The 25500-nt window shown below is 41.6% G+C and carries 29 protein-coding genes; 26 read left to right on the forward strand and 3 right to left on the reverse strand.

Translation table 11 applies throughout. The annotated features are described in order from the left end of the window. The 8 genes from HMPREF2853_RS04915 to dnaJ form a co-directional block, all read left to right on the forward strand. Positions 1-209: LPXTG cell wall anchor domain-containing protein (locus HMPREF2853_RS04915; RefSeq protein ID WP_148131400.1), on the forward strand; the 209-nt coding region annotated here is incomplete at its 5' end. A gap of 157 nt (positions 210-366) precedes the next feature. Next, on the forward strand, positions 367-687 hold the full coding sequence (locus tag HMPREF2853_RS04920) for a PadR family transcriptional regulator (RefSeq protein ID WP_057489387.1): 321 nt from the start codon (positions 367-369) through the stop codon (positions 685-687). Next, entirely contained in the window at positions 687-1262 is a 576-nt protein-coding gene (locus HMPREF2853_RS09730; RefSeq protein ID WP_083306892.1) for a DUF2812 domain-containing protein, read from the forward strand. Before HMPREF2853_RS04920 ends, HMPREF2853_RS09730 begins: the two co-directional genes overlap by 1 nt. A gap of 34 nt (positions 1263-1296) precedes the next feature. Beyond that, a complete protein-coding gene (locus HMPREF2853_RS04930; protein ID WP_070535120.1) occupies positions 1297-1809 on the forward strand; it encodes a DUF2812 domain-containing protein in 513 nt (170 codons plus the stop codon). Positions 1810-1969: 160 nt separating this feature from the next. Next, positions 1970-3004: a heat-inducible transcriptional repressor HrcA gene (gene hrcA, locus HMPREF2853_RS04935; RefSeq protein ID WP_070535123.1), complete on the forward strand. Its 1035-nt coding sequence runs from the start codon at positions 1970-1972 to the stop codon at positions 3002-3004. A gap of 26 nt (positions 3005-3030) precedes the next feature. Then, positions 3031-3546, forward strand: coding sequence for a nucleotide exchange factor GrpE (grpE, locus tag HMPREF2853_RS04940; RefSeq protein ID WP_000046057.1), 516 nt, complete (start codon positions 3031-3033; stop codon positions 3544-3546). Positions 3547-3804: 258 nt separating this feature from the next. Then, positions 3805-5628, forward strand: a complete 1824-nt coding sequence (dnaK, locus tag HMPREF2853_RS04945; RefSeq protein WP_070535126.1) for a molecular chaperone DnaK — start codon at positions 3805-3807, stop codon at positions 5626-5628. Between the two features lie 633 nt (positions 5629-6261). Further along, positions 6262-7398: a molecular chaperone DnaJ gene (gene dnaJ, locus HMPREF2853_RS04950; protein ID WP_001066312.1), complete on the forward strand. Its 1137-nt coding sequence runs from the start codon at positions 6262-6264 to the stop codon at positions 7396-7398. A gap of 76 nt (positions 7399-7474) precedes the next feature. On the opposite strand, the gene HMPREF2853_RS04955 is transcribed toward dnaJ, so the two are convergent. From HMPREF2853_RS04955 to HMPREF2853_RS04965, 3 genes are all read right to left on the reverse strand, one after another. Beyond that, positions 7475-8134, reverse strand: coding sequence for a hypothetical protein (locus tag HMPREF2853_RS04955; protein WP_070535129.1), 660 nt, complete (start codon positions 8132-8134; stop codon positions 7475-7477). Positions 8135-8197: 63 nt separating this feature from the next. Continuing rightward, positions 8198-8476 carry a hypothetical protein gene (locus HMPREF2853_RS04960; protein ID WP_070535131.1) on the reverse strand — a complete coding sequence of 93 codons (279 nt, stop codon included), beginning with the start codon at positions 8474-8476 and terminating at the stop codon, positions 8198-8200. Between the two features lie 9 nt (positions 8477-8485). Then, on the reverse strand, positions 8486-8896 hold the full coding sequence (locus HMPREF2853_RS04965; RefSeq protein ID WP_070535133.1) for an HIT family protein: 411 nt from the start codon (positions 8894-8896) through the stop codon (positions 8486-8488). Between the two features lie 67 nt (positions 8897-8963). Between HMPREF2853_RS04965 and HMPREF2853_RS04970 the strand changes: the two genes are divergently transcribed. The 18 genes from HMPREF2853_RS04970 (at position 8964) to HMPREF2853_RS05060 (ending at position 25492) form a co-directional block, all read left to right on the forward strand. After that, positions 8964-9695, forward strand: a complete 732-nt coding sequence (locus HMPREF2853_RS04970; RefSeq protein ID WP_000889940.1) for an ABC transporter ATP-binding protein — start codon at positions 8964-8966, stop codon at positions 9693-9695. Further along, positions 9692-10741, forward strand: coding sequence for an ABC transporter permease (locus tag HMPREF2853_RS04975; protein ID WP_000653786.1), 1050 nt, complete (start codon positions 9692-9694; stop codon positions 10739-10741). Before HMPREF2853_RS04970 ends, HMPREF2853_RS04975 begins: the two co-directional genes overlap by 4 nt. Before the next feature lie 47 nt (positions 10742-10788). Then, positions 10789-11583: a cell cycle regulator CcrZ gene (ccrZ, locus tag HMPREF2853_RS04980; protein ID WP_000363019.1), complete on the forward strand. Its 795-nt coding sequence runs from the start codon at positions 10789-10791 to the stop codon at positions 11581-11583. Then, positions 11580-12215 carry a tRNA (guanosine(46)-N7)-methyltransferase TrmB gene (gene trmB, locus HMPREF2853_RS04985; protein WP_001266088.1) on the forward strand — a complete coding sequence of 212 codons (636 nt, stop codon included), beginning with the start codon at positions 11580-11582 and terminating at the stop codon, positions 12213-12215. Before ccrZ ends, trmB begins: the two co-directional genes overlap by 4 nt. 126 nt (positions 12216-12341) lie before the next feature. Continuing rightward, positions 12342-12821, forward strand: coding sequence for a ribosome maturation factor RimP (gene rimP / locus HMPREF2853_RS04990; protein WP_000338696.1), 480 nt, complete (start codon positions 12342-12344; stop codon positions 12819-12821). Between the two features lie 42 nt (positions 12822-12863). Then, the gene (gene nusA / locus HMPREF2853_RS04995) at positions 12864-14000 is read left to right on the forward strand and encodes a transcription termination factor NusA (protein ID WP_049550482.1); all 1137 of its coding nucleotides are present in this window, start codon (positions 12864-12866) and stop codon (positions 13998-14000) included. A 21-nt stretch (positions 14001-14021) separates the two neighbouring features. After that, entirely contained in the window at positions 14022-14315 is a 294-nt protein-coding gene (gene rnpM, locus HMPREF2853_RS05000; RefSeq protein WP_000857568.1) for an RNase P modulator RnpM, read from the forward strand. Beyond that, a complete protein-coding gene (locus HMPREF2853_RS05005; RefSeq protein WP_001041396.1) occupies positions 14308-14607 on the forward strand; it encodes a YlxQ-related RNA-binding protein in 300 nt (99 codons plus the stop codon). The genes rnpM and HMPREF2853_RS05005 overlap by 8 nt, the downstream gene beginning before the upstream one ends. 16 nt (positions 14608-14623) lie before the next feature. After that, entirely contained in the window at positions 14624-17410 is a 2787-nt protein-coding gene (gene infB, locus HMPREF2853_RS05010; protein WP_000039168.1) for a translation initiation factor IF-2, read from the forward strand. A 166-nt stretch (positions 17411-17576) separates the two neighbouring features. Then, positions 17577-17927 carry a 30S ribosome-binding factor RbfA gene (gene rbfA / locus HMPREF2853_RS05015; RefSeq protein WP_001273601.1) on the forward strand — a complete coding sequence of 117 codons (351 nt, stop codon included), beginning with the start codon at positions 17577-17579 and terminating at the stop codon, positions 17925-17927. 162 nt (positions 17928-18089) lie between these two features. Next, positions 18090-18869: a hypothetical protein gene (locus tag HMPREF2853_RS05020; RefSeq protein ID WP_000840377.1), complete on the forward strand. Its 780-nt coding sequence runs from the start codon at positions 18090-18092 to the stop codon at positions 18867-18869. Position 18870: 1 nt separating this feature from the next. Beyond that, entirely contained in the window at positions 18871-19053 is a 183-nt protein-coding gene (locus tag HMPREF2853_RS05025) for a hypothetical protein (RefSeq protein ID WP_000505783.1), read from the forward strand. 213 nt (positions 19054-19266) lie between these two features. Continuing rightward, positions 19267-19500: a DUF1858 domain-containing protein gene (locus HMPREF2853_RS05035; protein WP_000368739.1), complete on the forward strand. Its 234-nt coding sequence runs from the start codon at positions 19267-19269 to the stop codon at positions 19498-19500. Next, on the forward strand, positions 19500-20834 hold the full coding sequence (locus HMPREF2853_RS05040) for a DUF438 domain-containing protein (protein ID WP_070535135.1): 1335 nt from the start codon (positions 19500-19502) through the stop codon (positions 20832-20834). The genes HMPREF2853_RS05035 and HMPREF2853_RS05040 overlap by 1 nt, the downstream gene beginning before the upstream one ends. 9 nt (positions 20835-20843) lie before the next feature. Further along, positions 20844-21098, forward strand: a complete 255-nt coding sequence (locus HMPREF2853_RS05045) for a DUF1912 family protein (RefSeq protein WP_000119707.1) — start codon at positions 20844-20846, stop codon at positions 21096-21098. A 97-nt stretch (positions 21099-21195) separates the two neighbouring features. Next, positions 21196-21591, forward strand: coding sequence for a helix-hairpin-helix domain-containing protein (locus HMPREF2853_RS05050; protein ID WP_042902047.1), 396 nt, complete (start codon positions 21196-21198; stop codon positions 21589-21591). 277 nt (positions 21592-21868) lie between these two features. Beyond that, a complete protein-coding gene (locus tag HMPREF2853_RS05055; RefSeq protein WP_070535137.1) occupies positions 21869-22429 on the forward strand; it encodes a GNAT family N-acetyltransferase in 561 nt (186 codons plus the stop codon). Between the two features lie 45 nt (positions 22430-22474). Beyond that, the gene (locus HMPREF2853_RS05060; protein ID WP_070535139.1) at positions 22475-25492 is read left to right on the forward strand and encodes a DEAD/DEAH box helicase; all 3018 of its coding nucleotides are present in this window, start codon (positions 22475-22477) and stop codon (positions 25490-25492) included. Positions 25493-25500: the final 8 nt, after the last annotated feature.

Here is a 25500-nt window from a genome sequence, read left to right on the forward strand (position 1 = left end):
CTAAGAAAGTAGCTTCTACAACAACCAACGGTAATAAGAATGGTACTGCAACAACAGGGAACCAAGCTGAAAACACTAAGAAAGAAGAAACTGCAAGCCAAGATCAGAAAGTGCTACCAAACACAGGCTCTGCAGTATCTGGTCTTCTTTCAATCATCGGTCTTGCCTTTGCAAGCCTAGCAGCTTTTGTCCTTCGTAAGAAGGACTAAGCCACTCTTAGTAAATAAGAAATTGAATTCTTAATTCCTGAGTCTAAGAAGAGAGAACGAGAAATCGTTCTCTCTTTTTCTTGCATTTTATATCGAGCTGTGATATAGTTTATATAACGAAGTGCGATATATCGAATTAAATAGGAGGTGTGGTTAAATGGAATTAACAGATAAGATCAGGCGTGTTTACCTTCCCATGACTGAAACAGGTTTTTATATCTTGTTTTGTTTACAGAAGGAGAACCATGGATATGGTATCACACAAAAGGTCAAGGAGATGACTGATTCGCAAGTTTTGATTAGTCCTGGAACTATGTATGGCACCTTGTCAAAGATGGAAAAGGATGGCTTGATTTCCTTTGTCCGAGAAGAGGAGAAACGGAAAATCTATCAGATCACAGACTTGGGACGAAAAGTTTTGGAGATTGAACTGAAACGTATTGAACGGCTCTATAGAAACAGTCGGGAGGAAGTATGATGGAAAAGAAGGTTGTATATCGGATATCTACAATTGCAGATTATGATAGAGAGGCCTTATACCTTGGGGAAATGCATGCTAAGGGCTGGAAACTTAAGGAAGTAAGCTACTCTAACTTAGTAGTTGCGGTTAAGTATACTTTTGGAAAGTGCCAACCGGAGCAGGTGTCTTATCAGTTGGACTTTTATCCCATGAAAAAATCAGAGAGAGCCTCCTATTTACAACTATTTAAAGACTGTGGCTGGGAGCATATTACAGACTTTAATAGTTTTTCCTATTTTAGAAAAGCACATTCTGAAATTGAATCGGATACTGAGTTTGAAATCTATAATGACGCTACAGGGAAGTTAGCTATGATCAAACGGATTTTAATAATGCGGATGCTTCCTATTTTGATTCTATTTTTAGCTCTACTACCGGTTTTCTCAAAGTTTGTCAGTGGAGCTAGTTCTTTCAGATGGGAAGTATTTTTGATTTTCATAATAGATTGGATTTTATTGATAGTTTTTGCGATTCAGATTTCTTATATTTTTTGGAGCTTGTTTCAAAAGTGGAAAGAATTATCTGAGAAATAAAACCATGTATGTTTTCTGATTTGGAGGTAAGACAATGAATAGCAAGATACAATTTAGGATTTTCACCATTGTTGATTTGCACAAGGAAGAAGAATATTTACATGAGATGCACTTGAAAGGTTGGAGATATAGAACTAACCGTTTGGGCTTTTTCTATTTTGAACAATGCCAACCAGATGATGTCATCTATCATATCTATGATTCTAGATTTCTTAAAAAGTATAAGCATGAACTACAAGATTTTAGAAATAGCGGTTGGGAATTGATAGAAACAGGTTTTTGTTCGATTCTTCGTAAACCAACTTCTGATATACTTTCAGAGGATCAAGTCTATATGAGTAAGGGGCTTAGATGGGAAGTTATGCGGTCTAGACTTCGTTCCTGTATAGCAGCTTTCTCTGGTGGCCTTGTTGTTTGCATGAGTTTGTATCGAGAAAACTTGTCTCAGTCTTTCTTTATTATTTTCGTTTTATACGCTTGTTTAATTTCTTATCTAATCTATGGTTTTTTCAGACTTAAAAGGAAATACCAAGTAGATGAGAAGTAAGATTCTAGGTCTTCAGACTGATTTTTGGCACTCTTGGCAAAAGAGTGCTAATTTTTGGAGTTTTTGTCTTGACATTCTCTTCTAAGGGTGTATAATAGAATCATAAGTTAGCACTTGGATGCATAGAGTGCTAATCGATCAGACAGAGAGGAGTGATAAGATGGTTACAGAGCGTCAACAGGATATTTTAAATCTGATTATTGACATCTTTACCAAAACGCACGAACCTGTCGGATCCAAGGCGCTACAAGAGTCTATCAATTCTAGTAGTGCTACCATTCGTAATGACATGGCAGCTCTAGAGAAGCAGGGTTTGCTTGAGAAGGCTCATACCTCAAGCGGTCGGATGCCAAGTGTCGCGGGATTTCAGTACTATGTGAAACACTCGCTTGCTTTTGACAGACTGGCTGAAAATGAGGTATACGAGATTGTCAAAGCCTTTGATCAGGAGTTCTTCAAACTGGAGGATATTCTGCAAGAGGCTGCTAATCTACTGACAGACCTGAGCGGCTGTACGGTAGTAGCACTGGATGTTGAGCCGAGCAGGCAACCGTTGACAGCCTTTGATATCGTTGTTTTGGGACAACATACAGCCTTGGCAGTATTTACCCTAGACGAGTCCCGAACGGTTACCAGTCAATTTCTGATTCCAAGGAACTTCTTGCAGGAAGATTTAAATCGCCTCAAGACCTTGATTCAAGAACGTTTCCTCGGTCACACCGTTCTAGATATTCACTACAAAATTCGGACGGAGATTCCGCAGATTATCCAACGTTACTTTACAACAACGGACAATGTCATGGATCTCTTTGAACACATTTTTAAAGAAATGTTCAACGAAAACATTGTGGTATCGGGCAAAGTCAATCTCTTGAATTTTGCTAATCTAGCAGCCTATCAGTTCTTTGACCAACCACAAAAGGTGGCTTTGGAGATTCGTGAGGGTCTGCATGAAGATCAAATGCAAAATGTCCGTGTTGCGGACAGTCAGGAATCCTGTCTAGCTAACCTAGCAGTGATTAGCAGTAAATTCCTCATTCCTTATCGAGGTTTTGGAATTCTGGCAATTATCGGTCCGGTCAATCTGGATTACCAGCAATTGGTCAACCAAGTTAATGTGGTCAATCGTGTTTTGACGATGAAGTTGACGGATTTTTATCGCTACCTCAGTAGTAATCATTACGAAGTAAATTAATTTTGAAATCATTAAAGGAGGCGAAAATGGCCCAAGATAAAAAAAACGAAGAAATGAAAGAAGAGGAAGTTGTGGAAACAACTGAAGAAACAACTCCTGAGAAGTCTGAGTTGGACTTGGCAAATGAACGTGCGGATGAGTTCGAAAACAAATACCTTCGCGCTCATGCAGAAATGCAGAATATTCAACGCCGTGCCAATGAAGAACGTCAAAACTTGCAACGTTATCGTAGCCAAGACCTGGCAAAAGCAATCTTACCATCGCTCGACAACTTAGAACGTGCACTAGCCGTTGAAGGTTTGACAGACGATGTCAAAAAAGGATTGGAGATGGTGCAAGAGAGCTTGATTCACGCTTTGAAAGAAGAAGGAATCGAAGAAATCGCAGCTGACGGCGAATTTGACCATAACTATCACATGGCCATCCAAACTCTCCCAGCAGACGATGAACACCCAGCAGACACCATCGCCCAAGTCTTCCAAAAAGGCTACAAACTCCATGACCGCATCCTACGCCCAGCCATGGTAGTTGTCTACAATTAGGATAGAAAACTTGGAAAATCTTGTCCGAAACGACAATAAACTATGAAGAAGGATAAAAAGCAAGCTGGAGGCTTGCAAGGAAGATATTTCCCGCCGTGGTGAAAGTTTCAGTAGCTTTTGCTACTGAAACAGGGGATTTTTGAGACAATAGGCTCAAAAATAAGTGATGAAATCCCGTAGGGAGTTGCTCACGTCCCCACCACTTAAGGGGAATATCAAAAAATCAAAATTCGAATTAAACTTTAAGGAGAAAAACACATGTCTAAAATTATCGGTATTGACTTAGGTACAACAAACTCAGCAGTCGCAGTTCTTGAAGGAACTGAAAGCAAAATCATCGCAAACCCAGAAGGAAACCGCACAACTCCATCTGTAGTGTCATTCAAAAACGGTGAAATCATCGTTGGTGACGCTGCAAAACGTCAAGCAGTAACAAACCCAGATACAGTTATCTCTATCAAATCTAAGATGGGTACTTCTGAAAAAGTTTCTGCTAACGGTAAAGAATACACTCCACAAGAAATCTCAGCTATGATCCTTCAATACTTGAAAGGTTACGCTGAAGAATACCTTGGTGAAAAAGTAACTAAGGCTGTTATTACGGTTCCTGCATACTTCAACGATGCTCAACGTCAAGCAACAAAAGACGCTGGTAAAATTGCTGGTCTTGAAGTAGAACGTATCGTCAACGAACCAACTGCAGCAGCTCTTGCATACGGTTTGGACAAGACTGACAAAGAAGAAAAAATCTTGGTATTCGACCTTGGTGGTGGTACATTCGACGTATCTATCCTTGAATTGGGTGACGGTGTCTTTGATGTATTGTCAACTGCAGGGGACAACAAACTCGGTGGTGACGACTTTGACCAAAAAATCATCGATCACTTGGTAGCAGAATTCAAGAAAGAAAACGGTATTGACTTGTCTACTGACAAGATGGCAATGCAACGTTTGAAAGATGCAGCTGAAAAAGCTAAGAAAGACCTTTCTGGTGTAACTTCAACTCAAATCAGCTTGCCATTCATCACTGCAGGTGAGGCTGGACCTCTTCACTTGGAAATGACTTTGACTCGTGCGAAATTTGACGATTTGACTCGTGATCTTGTAGAGCGTACAAAAGTTCCAGTTCGTCAAGCCCTTTCAGATGCAGGTTTGAGCTTGTCAGATATCGACGAAGTTATCCTTGTTGGTGGTTCAACTCGTATCCCAGCCGTTGTAGAAGCTGTTAAGGCTGAAACTGGTAAAGAACCAAACAAATCAGTAAACCCTGACGAAGTTGTTGCTATGGGTGCTGCCATCCAAGGTGGTGTGATTACTGGTGATGTGAAAGACGTTGTCCTTCTTGACGTAACACCATTGTCACTTGGTATCGAAACAATGGGTGGAGTCTTCACAAAACTCATCGACCGCAACACTACAATCCCAACATCTAAATCACAAGTCTTCTCAACTGCGGCAGACAACCAACCGGCCGTTGATATCCACGTTCTTCAAGGTGAACGTCCAATGGCAGCAGATAACAAGACTCTTGGACGCTTCCAATTGACTGACATCCCGGCTGCACCTCGTGGAATTCCTCAAATCGAAGTAACATTTGACATCGACAAGAACGGTATCGTGTCTGTTAAGGCCAAAGACCTTGGAACTCAAAAAGAACAAACTATTGTCATCCAATCTAACTCTGGTTTGACTGATGAAGAAATCGACCGCATGATGAAAGATGCAGAAGCAAACGCTGAAGCAGATAAGAAACGTAAAGAAGAAGTAGACCTTCGTAACGAAGTAGACCAAGCAATCTTTGCGACTGAAAAAACAATCAAGGAAACTGAAGGCAAAGGCTTCGATGCAGAACGTGATGCTGCACAAGCTGCCCTTGATGAGCTTAAGAAAGCCCAAGAAGACAACAACTTGGACGAAATGAAAGCAAAACTGGAAGCATTGAACGAAAAAGCTCAAGGACTTGCTGTTAAACTTTACGAACAAGCCGCAGCAGCCCAACAAGCTCAAGCAGGAGCAGAAGGCGCACAAGCAACAGGAAACGCAGGCGATGACGTCGTAGACGGAGAGTTTACGGAAAAATAAGATGCAAAGCCCGTTAAAACCTCACAGTGAAAATAGGAAATCTGACGCAGAAATTTTAGTTTCTAGGAAGATTTGCACCTAAAGGTAGCCATATCTGTAGTTCGCTAAAGCGAAAACAGCTACGTCTCTTTTTCACCAAGAGGTTAGGGCGTGCTCAATTCGGTAAGATGTTGAGGTGTTAAGAAAACGAAAGAAGAATAGGAAGCCATCGCCTTGTGCGATGAACAAAAGATGGCTTATCTTTTTTCCGAAGTTTATAGCCGAAACTCAGTTAAGCCTAACTCGTTAAGAATGACTAATCACTAAAGTGATTGTCAATCTACTACAATCGCTATGATGACTTTTGCGTTGTAAGTATAAGAAGAAATCCAGAGGTTGCAACCCAGCCTCTGTTTTTCGGTAAAAACGTGCCGAACCTAATTTATTTGAGTTTTTATCATCAATATATAAAAAAAGGAATTGAACCCGACCTAAATCGTGGTTTCGTTCCCTAATACTAACAGAAAGGAATAAGGGTGTTCGTAATTGAACTCGAGCGGAAAGCTTGGAAATTAGATAAACCTCCTAAGAAATCAGGATTTCTTGTCGGTTTCCTAAATTTCAGTTGCTTTCTGTTCGCTCTTAGTATCTTGTATGAACAATACTGAATTTTATGATCGTCTGGGGGTGTCAAAAAACGCTTCGGCAGACGAGATCAAAAAGGCTTATCGTAAGCTTTCCAAAAAATACCACCCAGATATCAACAAGGAGCCTGGCGCTGAGGAAAAATATAAGGAAGTTCAAGAAGCCTATGAGACTTTGAGTGACGACCAAAAACGTGCAGCTTACGATCAGTATGGTGCTGCAGGTGCCAACGGTGGCTTTGGTGGTGCTGGCGGTTTTGGCGGCTTTGACGGAGCAGGTGGCTTCGGTGGTTTTGAAGATATATTCTCAAGTTTTTTCGGGGGAGGCGGAGCTTCACGCAATCCAAACGCTCCTCGTCAAGGGGATGACCTCCAGTATCGTGTGAACTTGACCTTTGAAGAAGCTATCTTCGGAACGGAAAAAGAAGTTAAATACAATCGTGAAGCAAGCTGTCGTACATGTAACGGATCTGGTGCTAAGCCAGGAACAAGTCCAGTCACTTGTGGACGCTGTCATGGTGCTGGTGTCATTAACGTTGATACGCAGACTCCTCTTGGTATGATGCGTCGCCAAGTAACCTGTGATGTCTGTCATGGTCGCGGAAAAGAAATTAAAGACCCATGTACAACTTGTCATGGAACAGGTCATGAAAAACAAGCTCATAGCGTACATGTAAAAATCCCTGCTGGTGTGGAAACAGGCCAACAAATCCGCCTAGCGGGTCAAGGTGAAGCAGGCTTTAACGGTGGACCTTACGGAGACTTGTACGTGGTGGTTTCAGTTGAAGCTAGTGATAAATTTGAACGTGAAGGAACAACTATTTTCTACAAGTTGAACCTTAATATTGTCCAAGCAGCCCTTGGAGATACTGTGGAAATTCCAACCGTGCACGGTGATGTTGAATTGGTCATCCCAGAAGGAACTCAGACAGGCAAGAAATTCCGTCTACGTGGCAAGGGAGCACCGAGCCTTCGTGGAGGTGCCGTTGGTGATCAATATGTTACAGTCAATGTCGTGACTCCGACAGGCTTAAACGACCGCCAAAAAGCAGCATTGAAGGAATTCGCAGCTGCAGGTGACTTGAAAGTCAATCCAAAGAAAAAAGGCTTCTTTGACCATATAAAAGATGCCTTTGAAGGAGAATAAAGTAAAAAGAGCCGATTGGCTCTTTTTTGTTATCATTGAAAGTTTAGCGTCGAAAAATCATTTTCCAGCTGGTCTACTATTTATACTTTTGAGTGAGCAAGCCAGCCTCATCCATCTCTTGGATGAGTTGCTTGATTTCCGCTTTCTTGCCAGGCTTAATGGTAATAGTATCAATGTGTTTGATTACCGAGTTATCTTGAATATCTACCAAGGTCAAGGCTTTTTCATAGAATGCGATTCCCTTTTTTAGACTTTCCTGATCTTTCCAAGTTAGAATTGTGTAGGTAGAGTTTGATTTCTTTCCGATTTCTTTGAAATACTTTTCGCTTTCCTCCTCTAAAAATTGGAATAAGCCATGATTGAACAAGTTGTCTCCTACTTTATAGTAGGAAACATCTCCTGTCTGGAGGACATAGACTTTAAGTCGGTTTTTGGTGAGTTTTGGACTTTCTTTTAGGACGGGGTGGCTATTGACAACCTCATCTGAGAAAGTAACATAAAAATTTAATCCTCCACCCTCGTATTGATAGTGTCCATCTGATTCTACTTTCTCAGGAGGGAGGTCAAGGGAGATAAAGATTTGTTTTAAGGTTTCATTCCCATTTCGGATGTCACTCGGTGAGGCCTTGAAAAGATTGGCCACTAGTAGAAATGCTAGGGCTGCAAGCAGGCAGAGACAGCCGCAAATAATCGCGATGACCTTCGCTAGAACTTTTAAAGACTGTTTCATTTTCATTCCCTCCCTTTTCTGTTCGAATCTAGTAACCCAAAATGGATTTAAGGAAACTTGGAGGCTCTCTTATCCTTGTTTTTCTTCTTGGAGGACCGCCATTCTGGTTTGGAAATCTTTTTCCAAGACTTTGAATTTATAGGTTAAGTCTTTTTGGTATTCTTTGACGAGGGCTTTTTGTTGGTCGATGATTTGTAGGCTGTTTTGGATGACATCCAAATCCTCCTTGATAGCTTGGACGCGGTCAGTTGTATCTAGCACTTCATCCTGAATGGCTTGGCGATTTTTTACGACAAAATAACTTCCGGCTGCAGCTCCTGCAAATAGCAGTAGATTTGATAGTTTCATGGTATCTCCTTAAGCGTTTTTAATGGTTTCAGCGACTTGGGCAAGTTTGTCAAAGTCAGGTTCGTGGGCGATAAAGTCAATCTTGAGGTCATCTTCTGCACCGTAGCGAGGTACGAGATGCACGTGAGTATGAAAGACTGTTTGACCAGCAACTTCCTCACAGTTGGCGATGATGTTCATACCAGCAGCTTTGGTAGCTTTCATAACTTTTTGAGCTACCAGTGGCACTTGGGCAAAGAGTTGGATGGCACTTGGGGCATCCATCTCCAAAAGATTGCGATAGTGCTCTTTGGGTACAATGAGGGTGTGTCCAGGCGTTACTTGAGAGATATCAAGAAAGGCAAGAACCTGCTCATCCTCGTATACTTTTGAAGCAGGAATCTCCCCTGCGATGATCTTACAAAAAATACAATCTGACATAAAATCCACCTCTACTGTATTGAATTTTGATATAATATAGCTACATTATACCAGATTCGGAGAAAATATGTTAGAAATTAAAAACCTGACAGGAGGCTATGTTCACGTTCCTGTCTTGAAAGATGTGTCCTTTACCGTTGAAAGTGGGCAATTGGTCGGTTTGATCGGTCTCAACGGTGCTGGTAAATCAACGACTATCAATGAGATTATCGGTCTTTTGACGCCTTACAGTGGGGAAATCAAGATTAATGGTTTAACCCTGCGAGAAGATGCGACTAGCTACCGCAAGCAGATTGGCTATATCCCAGAAACGCCTAGTCTGTATGAGGAATTGACCCTCAGAGAGCATATCGAGACGGTTGCCATGGCCTATGGTATTGAGCAAAAAGTGGCTTTTGATCGTGTGGAACCTTTGTTAAAAATGTTCCGTCTGGATCAAAAATTAGACTGGTTCCCAGTGCATTTTTCCAAAGGAATGAAGCAGAAGGTCATGATTATCTGTGCTTTTGTGGTGGATCCGAGTCTTTTCATCGTTGATGAGCCTTTCCTTGGTCTCGATCCGCTGGCCATTTCTGACTTGATTCAGCTTCTAGAAGTAGAAAAGCAAAAAGACAAGTCCATTCTCATGAGTACCCACGTGCTGGATTCAGCGGAGAAGATGTGTGATGCCTTTGTTATCCTTCATAAGGGGGAGGTGCGAGCTCAGGGGAATCTCCAGCAACTCCGCGAAGCCTTTAATATGCCTGAGGCTAGTTTGAATGATATTTACTTGTCTCTGACCAAAGAGGAGGAGCTATGAAAGACTTGTTTTTAAAGCGAAAGCAGGCTTTTCGTAAAGAGTGTGTCGGTTATCTGCGTTATGTTCTCAATGACCACTTTGTCTTGTTTCTGCTAGTTCTCATCGGTTTTCTAGCTTACCAGTACAGTCAACTCTTGCAAGATTTTCCTGAAAATCATTGGCCTATCCTCTTGTTTTTAGGGATTGTATCTGTCTTACTTTTGGCTTGGGGAGGAATCGCAACCTACATGGAAGGGCCTGACAAGCTCTTTCTCTTAGTCAGTGAAGAGGAGGTTAAGTCTCACCTCAAAGGGCAGACAGTGCGCTCACTAGTCTTTTGGCTTTTTGTCCAAACCCTTTTCTTGCTTTTATTTGCGCCCTTATTTTTAGCCATGGGTTATGGCTTGCCTATCTTTCTTTCCTATGTGCTTTTATTAGGAGCTGGGAAATATCTCCTCTTTCGTCAAAAAGCCAGTAAATTTTTTACTGAGAACGGAATTGACTGGGACTATGTGATCGCCCAGGAAAGCAAGCGCAAGCAAGTTTTGCTTCGTTTCTTTGCTCTCTTTACGCAGGTCAAGGGCGTTTCAAATAGTGTCAAACGTCGCGCTTATCTGGATTTTATCCTAAAGACTGTTCAGAAGGTGCCTGGGAAGATTTGGCAAAATCTTTATCTCCGCTCTTATCTGCGAAATGGAGACCTCTTTGCGCTTAGTTTGCGTCTTTTGCTCCTATCCTTGTTAGCTTTGCTCTTTATCGAGCAATCTTGGATTGCGACAGCAGTGGTGGTTCTATTTAATTACCTCTTGCTCTTTCAGTTACTGGCCCTCTATCATGCCTTTGACTACCAATACTTGACCCAGCTCTTTCCATTAGAAAAAGGGGAGAAAGAAAAGGGATTGAAACAGATTGTAGTCGGTGTGGGAAGTGCAGTTCTCTCGCTGGAATTGCTGGTCGGAGCAGTGGTTTTTCAAGAAAAAATAGCCTTGTTGGCTCTTATAGGGGCTGGTCTCTTCCTACAATTGTTTTATTTGCCTTACCAACTAAAAAGATTGGTTGACGAATAGACCAAAAACTAGTAGAATAGTAAGGAAACTTTATACGGAGGAAAGAAATGGACTTGGGTGATAATGAGCTAACGCTGACCCCTATCCCTGGGAAGAGCGGCAAAGCTTATATGGGAAGCTACCCTGATGGGAAGCGCGTCTTTGTAAAAATGAACACCTCTCCAATCCTACCTGGCCTAGCCAGAGAACAAATCGCTCCTCAATTACTATGGACTCGTCGTTTGCCAGATGGCCGTGATATGTGTGCTCAGGAATGGCTGACGGGCAAAATCTTGACCCCTTACGATATGAATCGCAAGCAGATTATCAATATCTTGAACCGCCTTCACCGCTCGCGTCCTTTGATGAAGCAGTTGAGCCGTTTGGGATACACCATGGAAACACCAGTTGATTTGCTACGTTCTTGGCAGCAAGGAGTTCCAGAAATCTTGAAGCAGAACCACTATTTGAACAGTGTGATTGCTGAGCTAGGTAAGACGGTTCCAGGTTTTAGGGAAGACCATGCAACGATTGTGCATGGGGATCTTCGTCATAGTAATTGGATTGAGACAGAGAGTGGACTCGTTTATCTAGTGGATTGGGATTCGGTTCGTCTGACGGATCGTATGTTTGATGTGGCGCATTTGCTATGCCACTACATTCCGGATCATCAGTGGCGCCAATGGTTGAGAGACTACGGCTATAAGTACAATCAGACAGTGTTAGATAAATTGTATTGGTATGGTCAGTATTCTTATTTGAACCAGATTGCCAAATACTGTGAAAATCAAGATTTAGACAATGTAAACCGGGAGATTTACGCCTTGCGTGTCTTCCGCGATAAGTATGGAAAGAAGAGATGAGAGTTAGAAATCGTAAAGGGGCGACAGAATTACTAGAGGCCAATCCTCAGTATGTAGTCCTCAATCCCTTAGAAGCAAAAGGGAAATGGCGAGACTTGTTTGGAAATGATCATCCTATTCATGTTGAAGTTGGGAGTGGGAAAGGGGCCTTCGTATCCGGAATGGCCAAGCAAAATCCTGACATCAACTACATCGGGATTGACATTCAAAAGTCGGTATTGAGTTATGCCTTGGATAAGGTATTAGAAGTTGGAGTGCCAAATATCAAATTGCTGTGGGTAGATGGTTCAGATTTGACAGACTACTTTGAAGACGGCGAGATTGATCGTCTCTACCTAAACTTTTCAGATCCCTGGCCTAAAAAACGCCATGAAAAACGTCGTTTGACTTACAAGAGTTTCTTGGATACCTTCAAGCGCATCTTGCCTGAGAATGGGGAAATCCATTTCAAGACAGATAACCGTGGCTTGTTTGAGTACAGTCTAGTGAGCTTTTCTCAGTATGGGATGAAACTAAATGGTGTTTGGCTAGACTTGCATGCCAGTGATTTTGAAGGCAATGTCATGACAGAGTATGAGCAAAAATTCTCCAGCAAAGGTCAAGTGATCTACCGAGTTGAAGCAGAATTTTAAGAACTAGCTTGAAAACCAGCTAGTTGAGTGCTAATGCTTTACATAAATTGACAAACGTGCTATACTGATAGTAAGAATATGAGAAAGAGAGGCGGGGAAATATCTTCGCCTCTTGCTTATGAGGAGGTGGACGCAATCGCAACAATCGTAGAATTAGTCAGAGAAGTTGTAGAACCTGTCATCCAAGCACCTTTCGAGCTCGTGGATATCGAGTATGGAAAGATTGGCAGTGACATGATTCTCAGTATTTTTGTAGATAAACCCGAAGGAATTACCTTGAACGACACGGCAGACCTGACAGAAATCATCAGTCCTGTCCTAGACACTATCAAGCCCGATCCCTTCCCAGAACAATATTTCCTAGAAATCACCAGTCCAGGTTTGGAACGTCCTTTGAAAACCAAGGATGCCGTCGCTGGAGCAGTTGGGAAATACATCCATGTCGGGCTCTACCAAGCCATTGATAAGCAAAAGGTCTTTGAAGGAACCTTGGTATCCTTTGAAGGGGATGAGTTGACTATGGAGTATATGGACAAGACACGTAAGAAAACCGTCCAAATTCCATACAGTTTAGTATCAAAAGCACGTTTAGCAGTAAAACTATAGAAAAGAAAGGATAGCTTTTGAGGATTCAAAAGTAAAAAGAACATGAGTAAAGAAATGCTAGAGGCCTTCCGCATTTTGGAAGAAGACAAGGGAATCAAAAAAGAAGACATCATCGACGCAGTAGTAGAGTCGCTTCGTTCCGCTTATCGCAGACGCTATGGTCAATCTGACAGCGTAGCCATTGACTTCAATGAAAAAACGGGTGACTTTACAGTTTATACTGTCCGTGAAGTTGTTGATGAAGTATTTGATAGCCGTTTGGAAATTAGCTTGAAAGATGCCCTTGCCATTAATTCAGCCTATGAGCTTGGTGACAAAATCAAGTTTGAAGAAGCACCAGCTGAGTTTGGTCGTGTAGCAGCCCAATCTGCTAAACAAACCATCATGGAAAAAATGCGCAAGCAAACACGTGCCATCACTTATAATACATACAAAGAACATGAACAAGAAATCATGTCTGGTACAGTAGAACGCTTTGACAACCGCTTCATCTATGTCAACCTTGGTAGCATCGAAGCCCAATTGTCAAAACAGGACCAAATCCCTGGAGAAGTTTTTGCTTCCCATGACCGTATCGAAGTCTACGTTTACAAGGTTGAAGACAATCCTCGTGGTGTCAACGTATTTGTTAGCCGTAGCCATCCAGAAATGATCAAACGTTTGATGGAGCAAGAAATTCCAGAAGTGTATGATGGAACTGTCGAAATCATGAGCGTAGCCCGCGAAGCTGGTGACCGTACGAAAGTTGCCGTTCGTAGCCACAATCCAAACGTGGACGCTATCGGGACAATCGTTGGACGTGGTGGTGCCAATATCAAGAAAATCACCAGCAAATTCCACCCAGCTCGTTACGATGCTAAGAGCGACCGCATGATTCCTGTCGAAGAAAACATCGACGTTATCGAGTGGGTAGCGGATCCAGCTGAGTTTATCTACAATGCCATCGCACCTGCAGAGGTTGACCAAGTTATCTTTGATGAAAATGACAGCAAACGTGCCTTGGTCGTTGTACCTGATAACAAGCTTTCTCTTGCCATCGGTCGTCGTGGACAAAATGTTCGCTTAGCAGCTCACTTGACAGGTTACCGTATCGATATCAAGTCAGCCAGTGAGTTTGAAGCTATGGAAGAAGCAGGTCAAGTGGATTACGCAGATGCGGATGAATTGACAGAAGAATAAAAGCTGCTAGAGGAGGGAAAGATGAAAACAAGAAAAATCCCTTTGCGCAAGTCTGTTGTGTCCAACGAAGTGATTGATAAACGTGATTTACTCCGCATTGTCAAGAACAAAGAAGGACAGGTCTTTATCGATCCGACAGGCAAGGCCAATGGCCGTGGCGCTTATATCAAGCTAGACAATACAGAAGCCCTAGAGGCAAAAAAGAAGAAAGTCTTTAACCGCAGCTTTAACATGGAAGTGGAAGAAAGCTTTTATGACGAGTTGATCGCTTATGTGGATCACAAAGTGAAAAGAAGAGAGTTAGGACTTGAATAAGCAAAAGATAAGTAATCTCTTGGGACTTGCTCAACGAGCAGGCCGGATCATATCAGGAGAGGAATTGGTGGTTAAAGCCATCCAAGACCAGAAAGCCAAGCTAGTCTTTCTAGCCCATGATGCTGGTCCCAATCTGACCAAGAAGATTCAAGATAAAAGTGACTATTATCAAGTAGAAGTTATAACCGTGTTTTCAACACTGGAATTAAGCATAGCAGTCGGAAAATCGAGAAAGGTTTTGGCTGTGACAGATGCTGGATTTACAAAGAAAATGAGGTCTCTTATGGAATAGAAGAGGAGGACATGATTTGTCTAAGAAAAGATTGTACGAAATCGCAAAAGAACTTGGAAAAGAAAGTAAAGAAGTTGTAGCGCGTGCAAAAGAGTTGGGCTTGGATGTGAAAAGCCACTCATCGAGCGTGGAAGCTGCTGCTGCTGAGCAAATCGCAGCTAGCTTTAAACCTGCACCTGCTCCTAAGGCAGAAGCAAAACCTGCAGCACCAAAAGCAAGTGTAGAAAAGAAAGCTGAAAAGCCTGCATCATCTAAACCAGCTGCCGCAAAGGAAGAAAGCAAATCAGCTACACCTGCAGCTCCTAAGGAAGAAAAAGTAGTGGCCGCAAGACCACAGAGTCGAAACTTCAAGGCGGAGCGTGAGGCTCGTGCCAAAGAGCAGGCAGAGCGACGCAAACAAAACAAGGGCAACAACCGTGACCAACAACAAAACGGCAACCGTCAGAAAAATGACGGCCGTAATGGTGGTAAACCTGGTCAAGGGAACCGCGACAATCGCCGATTCAACGACCAAGGGAAAAAACCACAAGGTCAAGGGAATCGTGGCAATGATCGCCGTCAGCAACAAGACTTCCAGCCAAAACAAGCTGGACCACGTGTTGACTTTAAAGCCCGTGCAGCAGCCCTAAAAGCAGAGCAAAATGCAGAGTACGCACGCTCAAGCGAGGAGCGCTTCAAACAATCGCAAGCTGCCAAAGAAGCCTTGGCTCAAGCTAACAAACGCAAGGAGCCAGAGGAAATCTTTGAAGAAGCTGCTAAGCTAGCTGAACAAACGCAGCCAGCAGTAACAGTAGCTCCTGTAGCGAAAGAAGCGCCAGTGGATACACGTCGTAAAAAACAAGCTCGACCAGACAAAGAACGTGATGATTATGATCACGAAGAAGATGGTCCTAGAAAACAACAAAAGAATCGAAGTAGTCAGAATCAAGTGAGAAATCAAAGAAATAGTAACTGGAATAACAACAAGAAAAATAAAAAAGGGAACAAGCAAAACAACCGTAACCAGACTCCAAAACCTGTTACAGAGCGTAAGTTCCATGAATTGCCAACAGAATTTGAGTATACAGATGGTATGACTGTTGCGGAAATCGCAAAACGTATCAAACGTGAACCAGCTGAAATCGTTAAGAAACTCTTTATGATGGGTGTCATGGCTACACAAAACCAATCCTTGGATGGGGAAACCATCGAACTCCTCATGGTGGATTACGGTATCGAAGCCAAACAAAAGGTTGAAGTGGATAATGCCGACATCGAACGTTTCTTTGTCGAAGATGGCTATCTTAACGAAGATGAATTGGTTGAGCGTCCACCAGTTGTAACCATCATGGGACACGTTGACCATGGTAAGACAACCCTCTTGGATACCCTTCGTAACTCTCGTGTAGCGACAGGTGAAGCAGGTGGTATCACGCAGCATATCGGTGCTTACCAAATCGTGGAAAATGGCAAGAAGATTACCTTCCTTGATACACCAGGACACGCGGCCTTTACTTCTATGCGTGCGCGTGGTGCATCTGTTACCGATATTACTATCTTGGTTGTAGCGGCCGACGACGGGGTTATGCCTCAGACTATTGAAGCCATCAACCACTCAAAAGCAGCGAACGTTCCAATTATCGTAGCCATCAATAAGATTGATAAACCAGGTGCCAACCCAGAACGTGTTATCGGTGAATTGGCAGAGCATGGGGTTATGTCAACAGCTTGGGGTGGAGATTCTGAATTTGTTGAAATCTCAGCTAAATTCAACCAAAATATCGAAGAATTGTTGGAAACAGTCCTTCTTGTAGCTGAAATCCAAGAACTCAAGGCAGACCCAACAGTGCGTGCTATCGGTACGGTTATCGAAGCGCGCTTGGATAAAGGGAAAGGTGCGGTCGCAACCCTTCTTGTTCAACAAGGTACCTTGAATGTCCAAGACCCAATCGTTGTCGGAAATACCTTCGGTCGTGTCCGTGCTATGACCAATGACCTTGGTCGTCGTGTTAAGGTTGCAGGTCCGTCAACACCAGTTTCTATCACAGGTTTGAACGAAGCGCCAATGGCGGGTGACCACTTTGCCGTTTACGAAGATGAAAAATCTGCGCGTGCGGCCGGTGAAGAACGTGCAAAACGTGCCCTCATGAAACAACGTCAAGCTACTCAACGTGTCAGCCTTGAAAACCTCTTTGATACGCTTAAAGCTGGTGAGCTCAAGTCAGTCAATGTTATCATCAAGGCCGACGTACAAGGATCTGTTGAAGCCCTTTCTGCCTCACTTCAAAAAATCGATGTGGAAGGTGTGAAAGTTACTATCGTTCACTCGGCAGTCGGTGCCATCAATGAATCTGACGTGACTCTTGCCGAAGCTTCAAATGCCTTTATCGTTGGTTTCAACGTACGCCCTACACCACAAGCGCGTCAACAAGCTGAAGCTGACGATGTAGAAATCCGTCTCCACAGCATTATCTATAAGGTTATCGAAGAGATGGAAGAAGCCATGAAAGGGATGCTTGATCCTGAATTCGAAGAAAAAGTTATCGGTGAAGCAGTTATCCGTGAAACCTTTAAGGTATCTAAAGTCGGAACTATCGGTGGATTCATGGTTATCAACGGTAAGGTTACCCGTGATTCTAAAGTCCGTGTTATCCGTGACGGTGTCGTAATCTATGATGGCGAACTCGCAAGCTTGAAACACTACAAAGACGACGTCAAAGAAGTTACAAACGGTCGTGAAGGTGGATTGATGATTGATGGCTACAATGATATCAAGACTGATGATGTGATTGAGGCTTATGTCATGGAAGAAATCAAACGATAATAGAGAAACGATAGCCAATTTGACTCGTCGTCAACAGCGCCTTGATGAACCCTTAGTTCTATCTAAGGCTTGTTTCCTAGATTCAAATGGCTCTAGTTCCTCTATCTAACAGAAATAGCTAGGTCTGCTGGCCTAGCTTTTGGTTCAAAGTAGAGAAAGGAATATCATGGCAAATCATTTCCGTACGGATCGTGTGGGCATGGAAATCAAGCGTGAAGTCAATGAGATTTTGCAAAAGAAAGTCCGTGATCCGCGTGTCCAAGGTGTGACCATCACAGATGTTCAGATGCTGGGTGACCTGTCTGTTGCCAAGGTTTACTACACCATTTTGAGTAACCTTGCTTCGGATAACCAAAAAGCTCAAATCGGGCTTGAAAAAGCAACTGGTACCATCAAACGTGAACTTGGTCGCAATTTGAAATTGTACAAAATCCCAGATTTAACCTTCGTCAAAGACGAATCCATCGAATATGGAAACAAGATTGACGAGATGTTACGCAATCTGGATAAGAACTAAGAAAGAGGGGGAACCCTCTTTTTTGTTACTGGAGTGCCAGATATGACGAGGCAATAATCTGTAAAAAAGAAAGTTAAACAAATGATTTTTTTGAAAAGGCTTTATATTTTTCTTATAGTATGATATGATAAGATGTGAAAAAAAAGAAATAAGGAGATTGAAATGGCTGAACAAGATCTAGCTATGCAAGTATTGGAACAAGTGGTGAAACTACCTGTTGTGAAAGTTGATCGTTCAAAATTTTTAGTGGACAAGTTTTCTAAAGAATTAGATCCGAAGGATATCTCAACATTATTGGAGCAGGGTCCTTCTAGCTTGCTATCTCAGGAAATCTTAGATAGAGTTGCTAATGCTTGTATTATGGATAATGTCTTGCTGGCCAGTGGGACCTCGGTTTTAGCAGGCCTACCTGGAGGTCTTGCCATGGCAATTACCATACCAGCAGATGTAGCTCAATTTTATGCTTTTTCATTAAAATTAGCTCAAGAATTGGGGTATATTTACGGTTACGATGACCTTTGGGCTTCTCGTGATGAATTAAGTGAGGATGCTCAAAATACCCTCTTGCTATATCTTGGTGTCATGCTTGGGGTAAATGGTACAGCTGCCTTGCTTCGAGCAGGAGGTGTTGCTGTTGCTAAGCAAGTGATGAAAACTGTTCCTCAGAAAGCCTTGACAAAGACGCTCTGGTATCCAATTTTGAAAAAAGTTTTGAAAATTTTTGGTGTTAATCTGACAAAAGGAGGCCTAGCCAAAGGAATGGGGAAATTCATTCCTATCCTAGGTGGCATTATTTCAGGTGGCTTAACCTTTGCGACCATGAAACCGATGGGGGAAAGCTTGCAACAGGAGTTATCTAAATTAGTTAACTATAATGAAGAACAATATCAAAGAGACGTTGATACTATCCGAAAAGAGGTCGAAATCATCGAAGGTGAGTAATATGGGATTCATTAAAATTCTGACCAAGACTTACGGGAATTACTTTTTCGTGATGCAAAGCATCAAAGTCCTGAAGAACATGAAAAAAGATGACAATGCTCTAGTAGGTTTCGGGAAAGTACTGCTTGCTGACAAGCTGATGGATGTAGCCCAGTGGCTCGCAAAACCAGATGATAAGGAATAACTTGAAATGAAAGAAGCTAGCAGGAACTCCACTGCTAGTTTTTTAATCTCTTCCCATATGGTATAATATAAGCAGTAAAATCATTTTATACTCAATGAAAATCAAAGAGCAAACTAGGAAACTAGCTGCAGGCTGTACTTGAGTACGGCAAGGCGACGCTGATGTGGTTTGAAGAGATTTTCGAAGAGTATTAGAAAATACATGGAGGTCGTCATGGATAATATCATCGATGTGTCAATTCCCGTTGCAGAAGTGGTAGACAAGCACCCAGAAGTTTTGGAAATCCTAGTGGAGCTCGGTTTTAAACCACTTGCTAATCCCTTGATGCGCAACACAGTCGGTCGCAAAGTATCGCTTAAGCAGGGTTCTAAACTTGAAGGAACTCCTATGGACAAGATTGTCCGCACGCTAGAAGCGAACGGCTATGAAGTGATTGGATTAGACTAATGGCAGATGAACGGATTCATATCCTACGGGATATTTTACTAGAATTGCACAATGGTGCCTCTCCTGAATCAGTTCAGGAGCGTTTTGATGCGACTTTTACGGGTGTTTCAGCCATCGAGATTTCCCTCATGGAGCACGAGCTGATGAACTCAGACTCAGGTGTCACCTTTGAAGATGTCATGGAGCTCTGTGATGTCCATGCTAATCTTTTTAAAAATGCAGTAAAGGGTGTCGAAGTAGAGGATACCGAGCATCCTGGCCACCCCGTTCGCGTCTTCAAGGATGAAAATCTGGCCCTCCGTGCAGCCTTGATTCGCATTCGGAGATTGTTAGATACCTATGAGACTATGGAAGATGAAGAAATGCTTGTGGAGATGCGCAAGGGGTTGGTCCGTCAAATGGGACTTTTGGGGCAATTTGACATCCACTATCAGCGCAAGGAAGAGCTCTTTTTTCCCATCATGGAGCGCTATGGTCACGATTCACCTCCAAAAGTTATGTGGGGAGTGGATGATCAAATCAGAGAACTCTTTCAGACAGCTCTAGCGACGGCTAAGGCACTACCAGAAGTGGCGATTTCCACTGTAAAGGAGGCCTTTGAAGCTTTTGCGACAGAGTTTGAAAGTATGATTTTCAAGGAAGAGTCCATCCTCCTCATGATTCTTCTTGAGTCCTTCACCCAGGATGACTGGATTCAGATTGCGGAGGAGAGCGATGCCTACGGCTATGCCATCATCCGTCCGTCAGAGAAATGGGTGCCAGAACGCCAGAGTTTCGTTGAGGAAAAGAGCGCAGAGGAGCCTGTGCCACTAGATACGGCTGAAGGTCAAGTTCAGCAAGTTATCGATACGCCAGAAGGTCAGTTTACCATTACCTTTACCCCTAAGGAAAAGGAAGCAGTGCTGGACCGCCATAGTCAACAGGCTTTTGGCAATGGCTATCTCTCGGTCGAGCAGGCCAACCTCATCCTCAATCACCTCCCTATGGAGATTACCTTTGTCAATAAAGACGATATTTTCCAGTATTACAATGACAATACGCCGGCTGATGAGATGATTTTCAAACGGACACCGTCCCAAGTCGGACGCAATGTAGAACTCTGCCATCCGCCCAAGTACTTAGACAAGGTGAAGGCCGTTATGAAAGGTCTTCGTGAAGGGGTCAAGGACAAGTATGAAATGTGGTTCAAGTCAGAGTCACGAGGCAAGTTTGTCCATATCACCTATGCTGCAGTACACGATGAAAACGGGGAATTCCAAGGCGTGTTGGAGTATGTTCAGGATATCCAGCCCTACCGAGAGATTGATACGGACTATTTCCGTGGATTAGAATAAGGAGAAGCAATGAGTTACGAACAAGAATTTATGAAGGAATTTGAGGCCTGGGTCAATACCCAGATCATGATCAACGACATGGCGCACAAGGAAAGTCAAAAAGTCTACGAAGAAGACCAAGACGAACGTGCCAAAGATGCCATGATTCGCTACGAGAGCCGTTTGGATGCTTATCAGTTTTTGCTTGGTAAGTTTGAAAATTTCAAGGCGGGCAAGGGATTTCATGATTTGCCAGAAGGCTTGTTTGGTGAACGAAACTATTAAAATACAGATACTTTCTTGATTTTTTGCCAAAATCTTGATAGAATATCTTTATTAAATCCTTGTCAGAGCAGGGATTTTTTATTGAAAGGATTTTATCATGTCAAAGAAACTCCAACGTAAAAAACAATTGCGAAATAGCCTTCGTCGTTCAGGTGCATTTTCAACTACAGTGACCAAGGTTGTAGAAGAGACCAAGAAAGTCGTGAAACACGCAGAAAAATCTGCCAGCCAAGCAGGAAAAGTCGTCTCTAAAAAAGTGGAACAAGCAGTAGAAGCGACCAAGGAACAAGCTCAAAAAGTGGCGAATTCAGTAGAAGATTTTGCAGCGACTTTGGGTGGCCTCTCAGTAGATCGTGCTAAGACTTTCTATGATGAAGGGATCAAGTCAGCTTCTGACTTCAAAAACTGGACTGAAAAAGAACTCCTTGCCTTGAAGGGAATCGGCCCAGCTACGATTAAGAAATTAAAAGAACACGGAATCAGCTTCAAGTAATTTTTCTTGTCCCTTGCATTTCCGTCAAAAACTTGCTACAATAAAGCCATCAGAGGTGTTTTGAATCCCACATTTTACAGAAAGTGGCGGCGCTGAGAAGTCCACAAATGTGTCAAAACTGGTTGCTGATGGATAAAAAATGAAATAATTTTGTCTTTTTATTATAAAGACTAAAGATGCGGGCTCTGCCCGAAATTGGGTGGTACCGCGGATAAGCACATTCGTCCCTGTCATGTAGATGGCAGGGGCGATTTTTTGTAGAAAGCGAGGTAGAAGGATGACAAGAGCAACATTGCCAGAACGTTTAGAAACCGAACGGCTAGTCTTGCGAGTCCGTACCGTGGCTGATGTTGTGGATATCTTTGACTATGCCAGCAGGCCAGAAGTTTCCTACCCAGCAGGCTTTCCGCCCGTCAAGAGCTTGGAAGATGAGATTTATTATCTGGAGCATATTCTGCCCGAGCGTAATGAAAAGAACGATCTTCCAGCGGGCTATGGAATTGTCGCTAAAGGAACCGATAAGGTCATCGGCTCTGTTGATTTCCCTCGTCGTCACGAGGATGATGTCTTGGAGATTGGCTATATCTTACATCCAGACCATTGGGGTCTAGGTTATGTTCCAGAAGCAGCGCATGCCTTGATTGACCTAGCTTTTAAAGAACTGGGTCTTCATAAGATTGAACTGACTTGCTTTGGGTATAACCTTCAAAGTCAACGAGTCGCAGAGAAACTTGGCTTTACCTTAGAAGCTCGAATCCGAGACCGTAAAGATGCCCAAGGCAACCGCTGTGACGATTTGAGATACGGCTTGCTGAGGAGTGAGTGGGAGAGTTTTTAATGAGTAAGATATATTCTTGTTTTTATATGCTTTAAGGGAGACATGATGAGAAGTAGTCATAATCAAATATTAGATGCTTGGATTACAGTAGAACAATTATCAGAAGGGAATATTGAAAAAAGTGATTCTAAGTATAAGATTTTTCAAGGTGATGATTATCAATCAATATTAAAAGATTTTTTTAAACGTCAAAAATTAAAATCCAGTTCAGGGATTGCTGTTTATTGTGGAATTTTCCCTTTTCGAAAAATTATTGAAGTGTTAAGAGGCAAATACAATTTAAAGGCGACGGAGGAAGAATTGGGAAGAGCTTCTTATAAATTTACTTTTGCTCTATACTTTGATAAAGATTTGAAGTTCTTAGCTGATAAGTTTTTTTTAACCATGAGTGGGCAAATTTTCAAAAATGGGGAATTGCCTAAAGATTTCTTAATAGCAGAAAATGAGCTTCGAGAACAATTAGGTCAGGAGTTTCTTGATGGAGAGTTCAACGAAGTTTTTAGTAAACTTCTCAAAAAGTATGAGATTTCACCAAGTGATTGCAGATATTATTTTGTTAAGAATTTTGCTGATGAAATAAATTTACATTCATTTTTTCTAAAGGATTTGAAATATGCAAAATCAATTTATAATGAAAATCTCAATCGTTATTTATCAGGATTCGATTCTGTAAGGGTTAATTTGGACGGCAATAAAGAATCATCCTATTTTAATCCCAAAGATTTAGAAACTATACTTGAACCGAAAAATTATCCATTAGGAAGATTTCCTAGTAACCCTGAATATCCTCTTTCCATGATGCAACAAGTTGCTGTAAATCTGGCTTCAAATGCGGATGAGGATATAAGAAGTGTCAATGGTCCTCCGGGGACTGGTAAAACGACACTTTTAAAAGATGTTTTTGCAGATCTGGTAACGGAACAGGCGAGGATTATTAGTGAATTATCGACTCCTGAACTTAAAGGGAATCTAGTTTGTCATGACAACCCTTATCTTATTGCAAAATTACCAAAAGAAATTGCAGAAAAAGGAATCGTAGTTGCAAGTTCTAATAATGGTGCTGTTAAAAATATTGTTAATGAATTACCCCAAAGAAAAGAAATTTATCAGAAATTAAATTGGTTAGATGAATTAAAGAAAATTGATTATTTTACTGAAATCAGTAATGATTTATTGTTAGAAGATGAAGATGTTTCTAACGACAAAAAATATTGGGGATTGTTTTCGATAGAAGGTGGAAAAAAACAGAATAGAGACCGTCTGCAAAATGTTTTAAAAGCAATACGACAAGAGTTGAATTCGGATAAATTTCAATCGAATCCATCAGTATACGAAGAGTTTAAAATTCAATATCAGAAGCTATTTGATAAAAGAGAAAAGATGCAAGATATAGCAGATAAGATTCGATTGCATGTGAAATTGAAAAATGCTTACCAGCAGGTTGAGATAGAGTTTCATCAGGATGATGCCCAAAGACGTTCAGAACTATCTAAAATACGGGATAAACATATTCAATTAGAAAATAGTAAAAAGGAAATAGAATCTGAGCTGTTTGAGCATGAGCGTCTTATTTCTATGTTAAATGTTAACAAACAGATAGCAGCACAAGATGTTGAGTTGATAAAATTACAAGCTCCACGTTTCTTATGGTTAAAAAGACTTTTCACACCATCGAAATTAGATACTTATTTTACGAGATTGAATCAAGCTAATGAAAGTCTAAAAGCAGAACTGAAGAAAGTACATGATGAAAGTCAATATTGCCACGGTTTGCAAAAAGAGATAAAAATGCATGAACTTGAATTAAATCAATTGAGTCAAAGGCAACAGAGGTATAATGAATGGAAATCTAAACAAGAATATAAATTAATTCGTCATCAGGAAAAAATTTTGAAATTACAATCGGAACTTGCTACATACCCTGTTAAAAAGTTGAATTTTTCTGTTCCATATGAAGAACTACAAGTATCAAATTTTTGGTTTGATGATGACTATCGAGAAGAGCAGAGTCGTTTGTTTATTAAAGCACTGGCAGTTAGGAAGCAATTTATATATGACAATAAAAAGCATTTTGAAAAAGCATTATGGATTTGGGAGAAGCCTCAAAACTATTCAATGAGAGATAATGCTAGTGATTTATATAAAGCTGCGTGGGATTGGGTCAATTTCACTGTTCCAGTTATTAGTACAACTTTTGCAAGCTTTAATTCCATGTTTCGGTGTTTGCCTGAAAATAGTATCGGTAATGTATTTATTGATGAAGCTGGTCAGGCATTACCTCAAGCAAGTGTGGGGGCTATTTTTAGAAGTAAACGTATTATGGCTGTTGGAGATCCTTCTCAAATACAACCAGTACAGACTATGGATAAAAATATTTTAGGATTTTTAGCACAGCACCACAAGATAGCCTCTAGATATCTTGTATCATCAACGCAAGAATTGATGGATTCTGCTAGTAGATATGGTTTTAAAAAACAAGATGGGACATGGATAGGACTTCCTCTCTGGGTTCATCGTCGTTCTAGTGATCCGATGTTCAGTATTTCCAATAAAATTTCTTATGATAATTTAATGGTTCAAGGAAAGGAAGAGGCTCGAGGTCTGGGAGAATGGTTTGACGTTGGTGGAGGTGCTAAGGATAAATTTGTTCCTGAGCAAGCTGATTATTTGAAAGAAGAGTTGCAGAAAAGACATGAGGAATTTGATGATATTTATGTTATTACTCCTTTTAAAAATGTATCGGTTCAACTAGCAAAAGAACTAGATAAAATCGGTTTCACAAAGCGGGAAAATGGAAAACCTATAAATGTAGGGACGGTACATACTTTCCAAGGAAAAGAAAATAAGATTGTATATTTTGTGCTTGGAGCAGATAATATGAGTGAGGGAGCTGCTCGCTGGGCTGTCTCTGAACCCAATATTTTAAACGTTGCAGCGACTAGGGCTAAAGAAGAGTTTTATATTATTGGGGATAAATCTCTTTACAAAGCCACACAGAGCCCTATTATAAGAGATACTATTGATATTTTAGATGCTTATCAAAGTAGCTTAGAAATTAACTAGAAAGGACA

This window comes from Streptococcus sp. HMSC077F03 (genome assembly GCF_001812375.1).
Classification (GTDB): domain Bacteria; phylum Bacillota; class Bacilli; order Lactobacillales; family Streptococcaceae; genus Streptococcus; species Streptococcus oralis_S.

Coding starts and splice junctions, on each gene's coding strand:
- HMPREF2853_RS04920 (WP_057489387.1), top strand. CDS start 367: ATGGAATTAACAGATAAGATCAGGCGTGTTTACCTTCCCATGACTGAA.
- HMPREF2853_RS09730 (WP_083306892.1), top strand. CDS start 687: ATGGAAAAGAAGGTTGTATATCGGATATCTACAATTGCAGATTATGAT.
- HMPREF2853_RS04930 (WP_070535120.1), top strand. CDS start 1,297: ATGAATAGCAAGATACAATTTAGGATTTTCACCATTGTTGATTTGCAC.
- hrcA (WP_070535123.1), top strand. CDS start 1,970: ATGGTTACAGAGCGTCAACAGGATATTTTAAATCTGATTATTGACATC.
- grpE (WP_000046057.1), top strand. CDS start 3,031: ATGGCCCAAGATAAAAAAAACGAAGAAATGAAAGAAGAGGAAGTTGTG.
- dnaK (WP_070535126.1), top strand. CDS start 3,805: ATGTCTAAAATTATCGGTATTGACTTAGGTACAACAAACTCAGCAGTC.
- dnaJ (WP_001066312.1), top strand. CDS start 6,262: ATGAACAATACTGAATTTTATGATCGTCTGGGGGTGTCAAAAAACGCT.
- HMPREF2853_RS04955 (WP_070535129.1), bottom strand. CDS start 8,134: ATGAAAATGAAACAGTCTTTAAAAGTTCTAGCGAAGGTCATCGCGATT.
- HMPREF2853_RS04960 (WP_070535131.1), bottom strand. CDS start 8,476: ATGAAACTATCAAATCTACTGCTATTTGCAGGAGCTGCAGCCGGAAGT.
- HMPREF2853_RS04965 (WP_070535133.1), bottom strand. CDS start 8,896: ATGTCAGATTGTATTTTTTGTAAGATCATCGCAGGGGAGATTCCTGCT.
- HMPREF2853_RS04970 (WP_000889940.1), top strand. CDS start 8,964: ATGTTAGAAATTAAAAACCTGACAGGAGGCTATGTTCACGTTCCTGTC.
- HMPREF2853_RS04975 (WP_000653786.1), top strand. CDS start 9,692: ATGAAAGACTTGTTTTTAAAGCGAAAGCAGGCTTTTCGTAAAGAGTGT.
- ccrZ (WP_000363019.1), top strand. CDS start 10,789: ATGGACTTGGGTGATAATGAGCTAACGCTGACCCCTATCCCTGGGAAG.
- trmB (WP_001266088.1), top strand. CDS start 11,580: ATGAGAGTTAGAAATCGTAAAGGGGCGACAGAATTACTAGAGGCCAAT.
- nusA (WP_049550482.1), top strand. CDS start 12,864: ATGAGTAAAGAAATGCTAGAGGCCTTCCGCATTTTGGAAGAAGACAAG.
- rnpM (WP_000857568.1), top strand. CDS start 14,022: ATGAAAACAAGAAAAATCCCTTTGCGCAAGTCTGTTGTGTCCAACGAA.
- rbfA (WP_001273601.1), top strand. CDS start 17,577: ATGGCAAATCATTTCCGTACGGATCGTGTGGGCATGGAAATCAAGCGT.
- HMPREF2853_RS05020 (WP_000840377.1), top strand. CDS start 18,090: ATGGCTGAACAAGATCTAGCTATGCAAGTATTGGAACAAGTGGTGAAA.
- HMPREF2853_RS05025 (WP_000505783.1), top strand. CDS start 18,871: ATGGGATTCATTAAAATTCTGACCAAGACTTACGGGAATTACTTTTTC.
- HMPREF2853_RS05035 (WP_000368739.1), top strand. CDS start 19,267: ATGGATAATATCATCGATGTGTCAATTCCCGTTGCAGAAGTGGTAGAC.
- HMPREF2853_RS05040 (WP_070535135.1), top strand. CDS start 19,500: ATGGCAGATGAACGGATTCATATCCTACGGGATATTTTACTAGAATTG.
- HMPREF2853_RS05045 (WP_000119707.1), top strand. CDS start 20,844: ATGAGTTACGAACAAGAATTTATGAAGGAATTTGAGGCCTGGGTCAAT.
- HMPREF2853_RS05050 (WP_042902047.1), top strand. CDS start 21,196: ATGTCAAAGAAACTCCAACGTAAAAAACAATTGCGAAATAGCCTTCGT.
- HMPREF2853_RS05055 (WP_070535137.1), top strand. CDS start 21,869: ATGACAAGAGCAACATTGCCAGAACGTTTAGAAACCGAACGGCTAGTC.
- HMPREF2853_RS05060 (WP_070535139.1), top strand. CDS start 22,475: ATGAGAAGTAGTCATAATCAAATATTAGATGCTTGGATTACAGTAGAA.